We start from the raw sequence: 12,568 nt of genomic DNA on the forward strand, positions 1-12,568 counted from the left end.
GGCTACGGTGGTCCCCGCGAAGGGGAGTAGTTCCCACCGTCCGCCGAGCGGACGACGAGGCGCGTCGACATGCTGGTCCGGGACGATCCGGGCCCGGCGCTCCACCCCGGCTCCGGCCGGGGCGAACGAGACCTTCGGTCAGTCGACGCACGTCCTGACCGGTCCTCTCGCGCGGGTCGGCGGACCTGAGCCAGGAGATCGCATGGCGACCACCGCCCCCACCCCCAGTCCCGCACAGGTGCGCCGCTGGCGCCGCTACCTCGCCGACGAGCTCGCCGAGGCCTCCGTGTACCGCGACCTCGCCGGCCGCCGCTCCGGCGAGGAGCGGGAGATCCTGCTCGCGCTCGCCGTGGCCGAGGGACGCCACGAGGAGCACTGGCGCGAGCTGCTCGGCTCCGCGGCGGAGCCCGCGCCCCGCCCGGACCTCCGCACGCGCTTCCTCGGCTTCCTCACCCGCCGTTTCGGCTCCGTGTTCGTCCTCGCCCTGATCCAGCGCGCCGAGGCCCGCTCCCCCTACGCCGACGACGACGACGCCACCGAGGCGATGGCCGCCGACGAGCGGATCCACGGCGAGGTCGTCCGCGGGCTCGCCGAGCGCGGTCGCAACCGCCTCTCCGGGACGTTCCGCGCGGCGGTCTTCGGAGCGAACGACGGCCTGGTCTCGAACCTCGCCCTCGTGCTCGGAGTGGGGGCGAGCGGAGTCGGGACGGGCGTCGTCCTGTTCACGGGCATCGCGGGCCTGCTCGCCGGCGCCCTCTCGATGGGCGCGGGCGAGTTCGTCTCGGTGCGCTCGCAGCGCGAGCTGCTCTCGGCCTCCAGCCCGGACCTCGACGCGAACCGCATCGTGCCCGATCTGGACGTCGACGCGAACGAGCTCGCCCTGGTCTACCGCGCTCGCGGGATGACTCAGGAGCAGGCCGACGCGCGTGCCGCCTCCGTCTTCACGGGCCTGCGCGGCGGCGCCGTCACCTCCCCCATCACGCTGGGCGGTCCCGCAGGAGACCCCGACGTCGACGAGCACGAGTCGATCGGCACGGGCATGGGCGCGGCGCTGTCGAGCTTCTGCTTCTTCGCCTCGGGCGCGATCATCCCGGTGCTGCCCTACCTGCTCGGCCTGACGGGGCTCGCCGCGGTGGTCGTCGCCTGCGTGCTCGTGGGCATCGCCCTGCTCGCCACCGGCGCGGTCGTCGGGCTGCTCTCGGGCGCCCCGCCTCTCGCCCGGGCACTGCGCCAGCTCGGGATCGGCTACGGCGCGGCCCTGGTGACCTACCTCCTCGGCCTGCTCTTCGGCGCGTCCGGAGTCTGAGCCTCGGCCTCGAGGAGCTGCGCGGACTCGCGCGGCTCCTCGGCGCGGGGCCGCACGACGACGCCGCGCCACCGCAGCGCGGCCACTCCGACCGCCAGCAGCAGCGACGCCGGCAGGCAGCCCAGCAGGGGGATGCAGGAGTAGTAGAGGAGCTGCCGCTGGATCCACGCGGGCGAGGGCACGTCGGAGTCGCCGTAGTAGGGCGGAGGCGGCGAGGAGTAGCCGGTGTAGAGGAGCGCGAGGCCGATCAGGGTCCCCGCGAGGCCGGCGAGCAGGAGCACGAGGAGCCACGGGTTCCGCAGCAGGGGCGCCTCGCGCACGGGCTCGGCGGGAGCAGCGGGAGCGGGGTCGGCGGCCGGCTCCGGCAGGGGTGCGGGCGCGGTCTCGGCGCCGAGGCGGTGCGACCGCCGGCCCTCGGCGGCTCCGGCGATGTCGGGCAGTGCCATGATGCGGCGCGGTCCCGGCGCGGACGAGGAGCCGGGGCGGACCACGCGCGACTCCGGGGGCGCGGGACGAGCGGCGGCTCCGGACGTGGCGGCGGGAGCGCCGGGGGCGGCACCCGAGCCGGGCTTCGCGAACGCCCGCTCGTCGCCTCTCAGACGCTCCACCGGTCCCGAGAACCCGCGCTGGAAGGCCGGGTCGTAGCGCGGGTCGACCCGTTCGTCGTCGTCAATCATCGTCGCGACCCGTCATCGTCGTCCCCGGTCATCGTCGACCTCCGGCTCGTGGGAGAGGATCCCGCGCAGCCAGTCGCGGGCCTCGAGGAACACCTCGTCGTCGTAGCGTCGCACGGAGGTGACCGGGCGGCGGTCAGCGCGCGGATACGAGCCGAGGAAGATCACCTTCGGGCTGAAGCGCCGCAGCCCCATCAGCGCGTCGGCGACCCGCTCGTCCTGGACGTGCCCGTCGAGGTCGATGACGAACCGGTACCGGCCGAGGGCATCGCCGATCGGCCGCGACTGGATCATGCTCAGGTTCACCCCGCGGGTCGCGAACTGCTCGAGCATGTCGAGCAGGGCGCCCGGCTGGTCGGCCGGGAGCTCGGCGATCACGCTGGTCTTGTCGGCGCCGGTCGGCTCGGGCAGTGCGTGCGAGCGCGAGACGTGCACGAAGCGCGTGACGGCGTTCGGGTTGTCGCCGATCCGCTCCGCCAGCACCGCGACGTCGTGGTGGGCGACGATCCCGGGAGGGGCGATGGCCGCGTCCGCGGGAGATCCGCCCAGCAGGTCGACGGTGGCCTGGACGTTGCTGGAGGCGGGCAGGTGCTCGTGGCTGGGGATCTCGCGGTCGAGCCACACCCGGCACTGTCCGTAGGCCACGGGGTGCGCGGCGACGGTGCGCACCTCCTCGAGGCTCGTCCCCGGGCGGCCGACCAGGATGAACGACACCGGCACCAGGTACTCGCCGACGATGCGCAGCCCCGGGATCCGCGCCAGCGCGTCCTGCGCGGCCGTCACTCCGCCCTCGACCGAGTTCTCGATCGCGATCACCGCGCCGTCGCTGCGGCCGGTGACCACATCGCTCAGCGCCTCCCCCACGTTCGCGACGCTGCGCCACAGCTGTCCGCGTGCCTCCGGGACCTGCGCGAGGGCCGCCTCCGTGAACGTGCCGCTGGGCCCGAGATAGCTGTAGGCACGGGTCTCGGGGGCGCTGACGGGCATGGCGCAAGCCTAGCCAGCCGCGGTACCCCTGGAGGGGGCCGGACTGCCACTATGGACCGCATGACCGATCGCGCAGGGAAGCCGGCACAGGCCTCCGATCTCATCGACGTCGAGGCCCTCGTGAGGGCGTACTACGAGAAGAAGCCGGACGTCTCCGACCCGGCTCAGAAGGTGGTGTTCGGAACCTCGGGCCACCGCGGATCCTCGTTCGACACGGCCTTCAACGAGGACCACATCGCCGCCGTCACCCAGGCGATCGTCGAGTACCGGACCGAGCAGGGCATCACCGGCCCGCTGTTCATCGGCGCCGACACGCACGGGCTCTCCCGCCCGGCCCTCACCACCGCCCTCGAGGTCCTGGTGGGCAACGAGGTCCGCGTGCTCGTGGACGAGTTCGACGACTTCGTGCCGACGCCGGCGCTCAGCCACGCGATCCTCCGCTACAACAACGACCCCGCGCACACCGACCGGGCCGACGGCATCGTGGTGACCCCCTCGCACAACCCGCCCCGCGACGGCGGCTTCAAGTACAACCCGCCGCACGGCGGCCCCGCCGACTCCGACGCGACGACCTGGATCGCCGACCGGGCCAACGAGCTCATCGCCGACGGCAACCGCGGCGTGACCTCGGCCGAGCCCTCCGCGGTCGAGACCTACGACTACCGCACGCACTACGTCGCGGACCTGGCGAACATCATCGACCTCGACGCGATCCGGAAGGCCGGCGTGCGGATCGGGGCCGACCCCCTCGGCGGCGCCTCCGTGCACTACTGGCAGCTGATCGCCGAGATGCACGGCCTCGACCTGACCGTGGTGAACGGGGAGGTCGACCCGGCCTGGGGCTTCATGACCCTCGACTGGGACGGCAAGATCCGGATGGACCCGTCCTCCCCCAGCGCGATGGCCTCGGTGGTCGCGCGCGCCGGCGACTTCGACATCCTCACCGGCAACGACGCCGACGCGGACCGGCACGGCATCGTCACCCCCGACGGCGGGCTGATGAACCCCAACCACTACCTGGCCGTCGCGATCGACTACCTCTACCGCCACCGCACCGGCTGGCGCGAGGACGCGGCGATCGGCAAGACGCTGGTCTCCTCCTCGATCATCGACCGGGTCGCGGAGTCGCTGGGCCGGCGCCTCTGGGAGGTCCCGGTGGGCTTCAAGTGGTTCGTCCCCGGGCTGGTCGACGGCTCGGTCGGCTTCGGGGGCGAGGAGTCCGCGGGCGCCTCGTTCCTCCGCTTCGACGGCACCGTCTGGACCACCGACAAGGACGGCATCCTCCTCGCGCTGCTCGCCTCCGAGATCGTGGCGGTCACCGGGAAGAGCCCGTCGGCGCTCTACCGCGAGCTGACCGAGCGCTTCGGCGACCCGGTCTACGAGCGCGTGGACGCGGTGGCGACGAAGGCGCAGAAGGCGGCCCTCGGAAAGCTGGACGGCGACGCGATCGCGGCGACGACCCTCGCCGGGTCCGAGATCACCGCGAAGCTCTCGAAGGCGCCCGGCAACGGCGCGGCCGTCGGAGGCGTCAAGGTCGTCACGCAGGACGCCTGGTTCGCCGCGCGCCCCTCCGGCACCGAGGACGTCTACAAGATCTACGCCGAGAGCTTCCGCGGCCTCGACCACCTGCACGAGGTCCAGGCCGAGGCGCGCACGATCGTGGACGCGGCGCTGAACTCCTAGGCGCTGCGCTCAGTCGCCCGAGAAGGCTCGTTCCCGCCCAGGAGAACGAGCCTTCTCGGGCGACTCAGCGGCGGTGAGGAAAGGGCCGGCTACCAGCGCGGGTGGACGGTGGGGCGGAAGTGGGTGTCGTAGAGGGCGTTCACGGCCTCCATGAAGGCGGGGCCGAGGGGCGCGGCGGAGGCGGCGGCCGCGTTGGCGCGGGCCTGCTCGGGCGAGCGGGCGCCGGGGATCACCGAGGTGACGCCCTCCTGCTGGATGATCCAGGCGAGCGCGGCCGCCGCGGGGGCGAGGCCGTGGTCGTCGGCGAGGCGGGAGAACTCCTGCGCGGCCTCCACGCCGGTCGCGAAGTCGACGCCCGAGAAGGTCTCGCCGACGTCGAAGGCGGAGCCGTCGCGGTTGTAGCTGCGGTGGTCCTCCGGAGCGAACACGGTCTCGGTCGTGTAGCGGCCGCTGAGCAGGCCCGAGGCGAGCGGGACGCGCGCGAGGATGCCGACGCCGGCCTCGCGGGCGGCGGGCAGCACCTCGTCGAGCGGCTTGAGGCGGAACGCGTTCAGGATGATCTGGACGCTCGCGACGTTCGGGCGGGCGATGGCGGTCAGCGCCTCCTCCGTGCGCTCGACCGAGACGCCGTAGGCGGCGATCGCGCCCTCGGCGACGAGGGTGTCGAGGGCGTCGTAGACGGCGTCCTCGGAGTAGACGGAGGTGGGCGGGCAGTGCAGCTGCACCAGATCGAGGGTGTCGACGCCGAGGTTGGCGCGCGAGCGGTCGGTCCAGGCGCGGAAGTTGTCGAGCACGTAGTTGGCGGGGATCTGCTCCGCGCGACGGCCCATCTTGGTGGCGACGAAGACCTGCGCGTCGGGGTGCGCCGCGCGGTAGGCGCCGATCGTCCGCTCGCTGCGGCCGTCGCCGTAGACGTCGGCGGTGTCGAAGAGGGTCACCCCCGACTCCACTGCGGCGTCGAGCACGGCGAGGGCGTCGGTCTCGGCGACGTCCCCCCAGTCGGCACCGAGCTGCCAGGTTCCGAGGCCGACGACGGAGACGGGGGCGCCGGTGCGTCCGAGGATTCGAGTTTCCATGCCTCCACCGTAGGTGCGGCCGAGCCCGCGGCGGACCCCCTTGCGCGTGCTCTAACGTCGAGGGCATGCCCCTCCTCGTGCTCGGAAGCGCCAACCTCGACCACGTCCACCGGGTCGCCCGGATCCCCGCTCCCGGAGAGACGGTGCTCGCCCTCGGCGCGAGCACGTTCCCGGGCGGCAAGGGCCTCAACCAGGCCGTCGCGGCCGCACGGACCGCGCCCGGCACCGTCTTCGTCACGAGCCTCGGACGCGACTCGGCGGGAGACCGGCTCGCCGCGGTCCTCGGCGAGGAGCCGCTGGAGCTGCGCGCCCGCCGCGGCGACGTCCGCACCGGCACCGCGCAGATCACCGTGGACGAGCGCGGGGAGAACGCGATCGTCGTCGACTCCGGAGCGAACGCCGCCCTAGTCGGGTTGACCGCCGAGGAGTCGGCCCTGGTGGCGGCGGCCGACGCCCTGCTCCTCCAGCTCGAGATCCCGACGGCGACGGTGACGGAGGCGGCCCGCGCCGCGCGCGCCGGCGGCACGGTGTCGATCCTGAACGCCGCCCCGATCGGCCCGCTGCCGGAGGAGCTCCTCGCGGTGCTCGACGTGCTGATCGTCAACGAGCACGAGGCCCGCGAGCTCGCCGCCGATCGCGGCATCACCGCCGCCGACGACGACGCGCTCGCCGCTGCCCTCACCGCGCTGGTGCCGCTCGTGCTGGTCACCCTCGGCTCCGACGGCGTCGTCGTGGCGGTCCGCGACCGCGAGCCGGAGCGCACCCCGGCCTTCCGGGTGGAGGCCGTGGACACCACCGGCGCCGGCGACACCTTCTGCGGCGCCTTCTCGGCCCGGCTCGCCGCCACGGGAGCACGGCTCGACGATCCGGAGCAGCTGGTCGCCCTCACCCACTGGGCGAGCGCGGCCGCGGCGATCTCGGTCACCCGCGCCGGAGCGGCGGTGTCCGCGCCGACGGCGGCCGAGACGGACGCGTTCCTCGCCGAGCGCGCCTGAGCGGGAGCTCCTCAGGGGGAGACGGCGCGGACACAGGCCTCGGGCGCCCTGCAGCACCGTCGCTCCGGTCGGCACGGTGCACTCCGAAGAAGCACGAGAGCGCCCGGCCCGGCTCCGCTCCTCGCGGCGGGGCGTCCCGCCCGGCGGACAGCCGCGCCCGCTAGCGGATCCGGCTAGTCGATCGCGGCGACCCGGACGGTCACCCGCGGCCGCAGCTCCGGATGCACCCGGACGCACCACTCGCGCACCGCGGCTCCGATCGCGCGCGCCACGTCCGGCGCGGACGCCTCAGCGGTCACGCAGAGGTCGACGGCCACGAACACCTCGTCCCCCGCGACGCGGACCAGGACCGGATCGGCGAACGTGCCGCCGCTCGCGGTGCCCAGCGGCTCGACCACGATCCCGGTCGCGCTCAGCGCCGTCGCCGCATGCGCGAGCACGTCGCGCACCTCGGGCCTGGCCGGCATCAGGGTCGCGACACCGTCCAGGGCGCGCAGCTCCGCAGCGAGCGCGGACACCGGATCGACCGGGGCCGCCGCCTCGAGGCCGCTCACGACTCCTCCGTCCCGGGGACGTAGACGTCCTCCACGCGGACGTCGATCCTCGACACCCGCAACTCGGTCTGGGTCAGCAGCCGCGAGTGCACGCGCTCGCGCACCTGCTGGGCCGCCTCGGCGATCGGCACCCCCCAGAAGACCGAGATCGTCAGCTCCACCACGACCTCCGCGCCCGGCTCGGCGATGTCGCCGACCAGGCGGCAGCGGCCGACCAGCACGCCGGCGACGCTGTCGCCCGCCTCGCGCACGAGTCCGCGGACCGCTCCCTCGGTGATCGTGAGCGCCACGTCGGGCTGGACGCTCGCCAGTGGGATGTCGCGTCCGGCCCGCGACTCGCGGCGCACCTGGGTGAGGATCGAGCCGAACCAGCTCTCCTCCGGCGCGGGCAGGCGTGCGGCGTCGTCGTCGATGAGCGCGCCGGAGAGGGCGCGCACGCGCTCGAGGGCGCGCAGAGTGCGCCGGTGCTCCGGCGACTCCTCGATGGCGGGGTCGTACGGAGTGCGCCCGCGGTCGAGGTAGTCGCTCAGCTCGTCGATGCCGATGCCGTCGCCCTCCTGCTCCGTCGCGTCCGCCTCCTGCTCGAGCGCGGGCGGCAGCACGACGTCGTGCTCCCCCGCGCGCTCCGGCCGGTCGCCGGGACCCTGGTCCGCGTTCATCGCGTCTGCTCCCTCATCGCCAGTCCTCCATCGCCACGACCAGCGACTCGCGCGCGCGGGCGAGCTTGCCCCGCACGGCGGTCACCGTGAGACCGAGGTGATCGGCGATCTCGTTGTACGACTCCCCGCCGACCTCGCGCAGCACCCAGCACTGCCGCTGCGACTCCGGCAGCTCGGACAGGGCGTGCGCGAGAGCCCGCATGGCGTCGCTCTGCTCGGCGGCCTCGAACGGGCCGGGCTCTCGGGCCGGGGGATGCTCCACGGCGTCGACGTCGTCGGTCGGGCGGCGCTGGCGCAGCAGGTCGACGCTGGAGCGGCTGACGATCCGCATCATCCAGCTGCGCACGCTCGCCGGCTCCTTGAGCTGCGGGAGCTGCGCCCAGACCGTGATCAGCGCGTTCTGCACGGCGTCGGAGGCGTCGGCCTGCGAGCCGGTGAGGCGCCAGGCGTAGGCGCGGAGGATCGACTGGTGCCGCTTGACGAGCACCTCGAAGGCGCGCACGTCGCCCTCGGCGGAGCGCTCGGCGAGCAGCGCGTCGCTCGCCGCTTCCAGTCCGGGCACGGCGCCTCCTCCCTCTCCGCTCACGCGGCCTCGGGCCGCCTCTCAGGTGACGCTCAGGAAAAAGTCCACCGAGCACCGTGACGAACGCCGTCCGGGCTCCGTCTCACTCATGAAAGCACAGCCCGACCGGATTTCCGCCGGGCCTTCGACCCCGGTCTGCTCAGCAACGGCAGCCGATGAGACGTCCAGGAGACCTCATGAGCGACACCACGCGCACCCCCTCCACCACCCGCGTCGACAAGACCTCCGTCGACACGGTCACGAGCCTCGGCGGCTCGCGGACCTCCGGCACCGCCCAGGGCACCACGGTCATCGACGACAGCGTCGTGGCCAAGGTCGCCGGCATCGCGGCCCGCCAGGTGCCCGGCGTCTTCGCCCTCGGCAACAACGCCGCCCGTGCCTTCGGCGCGATCCGCCAGGCCGTCGGCGGCGCCGACCACGCCCAGGGCGTGAGCGTCGAGGTCGGCGAGACCCAGGTCGCGGCCGACGTGACCATCGTCGTCGAGTACCCCGTGCCGATGCAGAAGGTCGCCGACTCCGTCCGCGCCGCCGTCTCCGAGGCCATCACCGAGCTCGTCGGCATGGCCGTCTCCGAGATCAACGTCGCCGTCGTCGACGTGCACATCCCCGGCGACGACAAGGACGACGAGGCCACCGAGAGCCGCGTCCGATGAGCGACTTCCAGCGCCCCGCGCCCACCGCCCCCGGCGGCCGCAGCACCGTCCTCGGTGTCGTGGTCGGCGCGATCCTCGCCTTCGCGGCCCTGATGTTCGGATTCTGGGGCTTCGTCCTCACCGCCCTCTTCATGGCCCTCGGCGTCGTGATCGCCCGCATCGCCGACGGCACCCTCGACGTGCGCAGCCTCGTGGACGTCTTCCGCGGCCGCACCACCTCCCGCTAGGAGCCCACCGTGACCGCTCTCGACACGCGTCCCGCATCGCCGGTGGCGGGCACCGTCACCATCACCGTCCGCTCCATCGAGCGCGCCGCCGTGGCGATCGTCCACGAGGAGCTGGGCGTGGAGGTCTCCGCGATCCGCGTCCGCCTCTCCGATGACCGGGGCGGCCTCGCCCTCGCGGTGACCGCGCCGGTCGTCGTCGAGCCGGGCACCGCCCCGGCCGGCGGCTCCCTGCTCGAGCGCCTGCACGGCGATCGCACCCGCATCGCCTCCCGCATGGAGGCGCTGACCGGGCGCACCGTCAGCCGGATCGACATCCGGGTCACGGGCACCCGCACCCGAAGCACGAGGAGAGTCGCATGAGCCCCGCACCGTCGGCGCCCGACACCCGCTACAGCCGCTACCTCCGTCGCGAGACCCACAAGTCCCGCTCCGCCGCGCAGATCGTCGTCCTGGTGCTCATCGCCCTGGTCGCGGCCTATGTCGGCACGGAGGCGGTGCTCGCGATCCTCGGCGCCGCGCCCCTGCTCGCCGCACCGTCCGCCCTGCTGGGCGCGATCGTCGGAGTCGCGTCGCTGGCGAACCCCGCCCTCATCGGCGTGGCCGTCGGCGCGGGCGTCCTCGCCCTGGTCCTGCTGGTGCTCGCACTGGCGCCCGGGGCCCGGGCCCGCCACACCGTGGACGACGACCGCCTCGCCGTGGTCGTGGACGACGGCGTGATCGCCTCCTCCCTGGCCCGCGCAGCCCGCACGGCCGCCCACTCCCGCCGCGAGGACACCCGCGCCTCGCTCGGGCGGCGCACCGCACTGGTCGAGGTGACCCCCGCCTCCGGCATCGCGGTCGACCGCGACGCCGTGCAGAGCGCCGTCGACGAGGAGCTCGCCCGCATCGGCGCGAAGCCCGCCCCGCGCTCCACCGTCCGCGTCTCGACCTCCGGGAGGATCTGATGACCACGAGCAACCGCTTCGTCAACCGGCTCGTCCTGCTCGTCGTGGGCCTCGTGCTCGCGCTGGTCAGCGCCGGAGCCGTCCTGATCGCCGTCTCGCAGCCGGTCCGCGACTCCGTCCTCTCCTTCGCCGACGGCGAGGGCGCGGCCCTGGTCTCGCGCCTCTCCCCCGAGGAGGGCACCGCCTGGAGCGATGCCGCCGTCCTCTGGCCGCTCTACGCCGTCGTCGGGATCTGCCTCCTCGGCATCGTCCTCGCGCTGGTGATGGCCTTCGCCCACGGTCACGGCCGCACCGGCACCGTCCTCCGCGACGAGGCCGAGGGCGCGCCCGCCGGAGGGATCGAGATCGCGACCGGCTTCGCGGAGGACGTCCTCGAGACGGCCCTCGCGGGCCGGACGGAGCTCCTCGACGTCACGGTCGCGGCCTACCGCCACGGCTCCGAGACGGCGCTGAAGGTGCGCGTCCTCCCCCGCGGCGGCGTCTCGCCCCGCACCGTGGTCGACGCCGTGCACCAGGAGGTCGACGCGCTCGACGCGCTGCTCGGCGCCCGCCTGCCGGTCCTGCTCGAGGTCGCCTCGAGCGCCCGGGCCGGCTTCTCCAAGGAGGACCGGGTCGCCTGACCCCGGTCCCGCAGCTTCCCCGGCACCCGCCGGCGGATGGTCACACCGAACAGAAGGAGCCCCTCATGGGTGCAGACGACAAGATCCGCAACGCAGCCGAGAACCTGGTCGGCAAGGCCAAGGAGGCCGTCGGCAAGCTGACGGACAACGAGCGCCTCGAGGCCGAGGGCCAGGCCGACCAGACCAAGGCCCACACCAAGAAGGTCGGCGAGGACGTCAAGGACGTCTTCAAGAAGTGATCTGACCGGAACCTCGACGGGGCCGTCACCGCATCAGCGGTGGCGGCCCCGTCGTCGTGCGTGGAGCGGGTGCGTCGAGCGTCAGACGCCCCAGAACATGATCCGGCCGGCGGAGGCCGCGTCGATGCTCTGGTCGTGGTTGTCGGCGGTGTGCGAGGAGTAGAGGATCCTGTCGCCGTCGACGCTGGTCACGACGCCCGTGTGGTCCCAGTCGCCCGAGCCGTCCCAGTCGAACTGGACGATGTCGCCCTGCTTCACCCGGCTCCGCTCGGAGTCGGGGATGGCGGTCGCGCGCTCGGGGTGCGCGGCGAGGTAGGCGTTGAACGCTGTCGACGACGCCCAGGCGGAGCTGTACCCGCCGGAGGAGGAGTAGCTCCACTCGCCGTCCATCTCCCAGCCGCGGGCGATCAGCGACTGCGAGGTGAAGTTGACGCAGTCGTTGCCCGAGATCACGCCGTACTGGGCCGAGTTGTAGTCGTTCCAGTAGGTGGAGAGGTAGTCGAGCTGCGAGGCCAGGCGGCTCGCGTCCAGCGCGGCCTGGGCCTTCGCGGCCTCGATCGCCGGGTCGGGCGTGTAGGCGAAGGTGATCGCCGAGGCGACGACCTTCGTGCTGGCGAGCACGCCGGTCGCGGCGAAGCTGGGAGTGGCGGCCGCGGTCGGGGCGGCGAGGTCGGTCGAGGCCTCGGCCGTCGTGCCCTCCGCGGCGCCCGACGTGTCGACGGCCGGCTGCACCGCGTCGGCCGGGGTCCCGTCGACGGTGACCGCCGCGGCGGAGTCGGTGACCGCGTCGAACGTGATGGCCTGACCGTCGGCGTCGAAGAAGGCGACCGGGACCTCGCCCGCTGCCTCTCCGTCGGCCGGAGGGGCGGTGACCGTGATCTGGTCGGGGTTGTCGACCGCGACGCTGCCCTCGGCCTCGCCGAAGCGCACGGTGGCGACCGAGTCCAGGTTCGATCCCTCGAGCGTCACGCTCGTGCCGCCGGCGACGGTGCCGGAGGTGGTGGAGACGGAGCTGAGGACGACCCGGGCGGAGGCGGTGGTCGCGGGGAGCACGGCGACGCTGGTCGAGGTCGGAGCAGCGGACGGCGTCGCGGTGGCCGACTCGGCCGAGGAGCCGGTGCCGACGGTGAGGCTCAGACTCGACGCGACGGCCACGACGACGAGCCCGCCGGAGACGGCGAGCGCCAGCGTGCGCGGGGACGGGCGGAAGAAGGAGGCTCCGCGGCGGGCGGGCGCGGTGCGGAGCCGGTGCCCCTCCGCTTCGCGGCGGTCGCGGCGGGACGAGAACGATCCCTCCGGGGCGGGGTGCACCGGGGCGGCTTCTCCAAGGAGGACCGGGTCGCCTGACCCCGGTCCCGCAGCTTCCCC

Annotated in this window: 16 protein-coding genes; 9 read left to right on the forward strand and 7 right to left on the reverse strand. The window is 73.9% G+C overall.

What is annotated here, in order from left to right; all coding sequences use genetic code 11:
- Window positions 1-202: 202 nt before the first annotated feature.
- Window positions 203-1,306 (forward strand): VIT1/CCC1 family protein, encoded by a 1,104-nt coding sequence (locus tag C5C74_RS05775; protein WP_104224963.1) that lies wholly within the window; start codon window positions 203-205, stop codon window positions 1,304-1,306.
- On the opposite strand, the gene C5C74_RS05780 is transcribed toward C5C74_RS05775, so the two are convergent.
- Both C5C74_RS05780 and pheA read right to left on the reverse strand, forming a co-directional pair.
- The gene (locus C5C74_RS05780) at window positions 1,267-1,983 is read right to left on the reverse strand and encodes a hypothetical protein (RefSeq protein ID WP_104351136.1); all 717 of its coding nucleotides are present in this window, start codon (window positions 1,981-1,983) and stop codon (window positions 1,267-1,269) included. The genes C5C74_RS05775 and C5C74_RS05780 overlap by 40 nt on opposite strands.
- A gap of 12 nt (window positions 1,984-1,995) precedes the next feature.
- Window positions 1,996-2,967: a prephenate dehydratase gene (pheA, locus tag C5C74_RS05785; RefSeq protein ID WP_104351137.1), complete on the reverse strand. Its 972-nt coding sequence runs from the start codon at window positions 2,965-2,967 to the stop codon at window positions 1,996-1,998.
- Between the two features lie 60 nt (window positions 2,968-3,027).
- Between pheA and pgm the strand changes: the two genes are divergently transcribed.
- Window positions 3,028-4,650: a phosphoglucomutase (alpha-D-glucose-1,6-bisphosphate-dependent) gene (gene pgm, locus C5C74_RS05790; protein ID WP_104351140.1), complete on the forward strand. Its 1,623-nt coding sequence runs from the start codon at window positions 3,028-3,030 to the stop codon at window positions 4,648-4,650.
- 89 nt (window positions 4,651-4,739) lie between these two features.
- Here the strand turns inward: pgm and C5C74_RS05795 are convergent, their stop codons facing one another.
- Window positions 4,740-5,726 carry an aldo/keto reductase gene (locus tag C5C74_RS05795; protein ID WP_104288458.1) on the reverse strand — a complete coding sequence of 329 codons (987 nt, stop codon included), beginning with the start codon at window positions 5,724-5,726 and terminating at the stop codon, window positions 4,740-4,742.
- A gap of 65 nt (window positions 5,727-5,791) precedes the next feature.
- Here C5C74_RS05795 and C5C74_RS05800 point away from each other — a divergent pair, with 65 nt between their 5' ends.
- Window positions 5,792-6,721 (forward strand): ribokinase, encoded by a 930-nt coding sequence (locus C5C74_RS05800; RefSeq protein ID WP_104340077.1) that lies wholly within the window; start codon window positions 5,792-5,794, stop codon window positions 6,719-6,721.
- Between the two features lie 173 nt (window positions 6,722-6,894).
- Here the strand turns inward: C5C74_RS05800 and C5C74_RS05805 are convergent, their stop codons facing one another.
- Genes C5C74_RS05805 through C5C74_RS05815 form a run of 3 tightly spaced genes read right to left on the reverse strand, consistent with a single transcriptional unit; the run spans window position 6,895 to window position 8,496 of the window.
- On the reverse strand, window positions 6,895-7,275 hold the full coding sequence (locus C5C74_RS05805; RefSeq protein ID WP_104328083.1) for a hypothetical protein: 381 nt from the start codon (window positions 7,273-7,275) through the stop codon (window positions 6,895-6,897).
- On the reverse strand, window positions 7,272-7,934 hold the full coding sequence (locus tag C5C74_RS05810; protein ID WP_104308434.1) for an Asp23/Gls24 family envelope stress response protein: 663 nt from the start codon (window positions 7,932-7,934) through the stop codon (window positions 7,272-7,274). The genes C5C74_RS05805 and C5C74_RS05810 overlap by 4 nt, the downstream gene beginning before the upstream one ends.
- Before the next feature lie 13 nt (window positions 7,935-7,947).
- A complete protein-coding gene (locus C5C74_RS05815; RefSeq protein ID WP_104224956.1) occupies window positions 7,948-8,496 on the reverse strand; it encodes an RNA polymerase sigma factor in 549 nt (182 codons plus the stop codon).
- A gap of 197 nt (window positions 8,497-8,693) precedes the next feature.
- Here C5C74_RS05815 and C5C74_RS05820 point away from each other — a divergent pair, with 197 nt between their 5' ends.
- The 6 genes from C5C74_RS05820 to C5C74_RS05845 all read left to right on the forward strand — a co-directional run bounded on the left by C5C74_RS05820 (window position 8,694) and on the right by C5C74_RS05845 (window position 11,200).
- Entirely contained in the window at window positions 8,694-9,170 is a 477-nt protein-coding gene (locus C5C74_RS05820) for an Asp23/Gls24 family envelope stress response protein (RefSeq protein ID WP_104226785.1), read from the forward strand.
- Complete coding sequence (locus C5C74_RS05825; protein WP_104224954.1) at window positions 9,167-9,397, forward strand: DUF2273 domain-containing protein; 231 nt, start codon at window positions 9,167-9,169, stop codon at window positions 9,395-9,397. Before C5C74_RS05820 ends, C5C74_RS05825 begins: the two co-directional genes overlap by 4 nt.
- A gap of 9 nt (window positions 9,398-9,406) precedes the next feature.
- Window positions 9,407-9,757: a hypothetical protein gene (locus tag C5C74_RS05830; protein ID WP_104224953.1), complete on the forward strand. Its 351-nt coding sequence runs from the start codon at window positions 9,407-9,409 to the stop codon at window positions 9,755-9,757.
- Window positions 9,754-10,341, forward strand: coding sequence for a DUF6286 domain-containing protein (locus C5C74_RS05835; protein ID WP_104226787.1), 588 nt, complete (start codon window positions 9,754-9,756; stop codon window positions 10,339-10,341). The genes C5C74_RS05830 and C5C74_RS05835 overlap by 4 nt, the downstream gene beginning before the upstream one ends.
- Window positions 10,341-10,961 carry a hypothetical protein gene (locus C5C74_RS05840; protein ID WP_104224951.1) on the forward strand — a complete coding sequence of 207 codons (621 nt, stop codon included), beginning with the start codon at window positions 10,341-10,343 and terminating at the stop codon, window positions 10,959-10,961. The genes C5C74_RS05835 and C5C74_RS05840 overlap by 1 nt, the downstream gene beginning before the upstream one ends.
- A 65-nt stretch (window positions 10,962-11,026) precedes the next feature.
- Window positions 11,027-11,200, forward strand: coding sequence for a CsbD family protein (locus tag C5C74_RS05845; protein WP_104226788.1), 174 nt, complete (start codon window positions 11,027-11,029; stop codon window positions 11,198-11,200).
- Between the two features lie 81 nt (window positions 11,201-11,281).
- Here C5C74_RS05845 and C5C74_RS05850 read toward each other — a convergent pair.
- Window positions 11,282-12,568 (reverse strand): amidase domain-containing protein (locus C5C74_RS05850; RefSeq protein ID WP_219813442.1); only part of this gene is annotated, 1,287 nt, incomplete at its 5' end.

The organism is Rathayibacter sp. AY1E8 (genome assembly GCF_002931415.1).
GTDB lineage: Bacteria > Actinomycetota > Actinomycetes > Actinomycetales > Microbacteriaceae > Rathayibacter.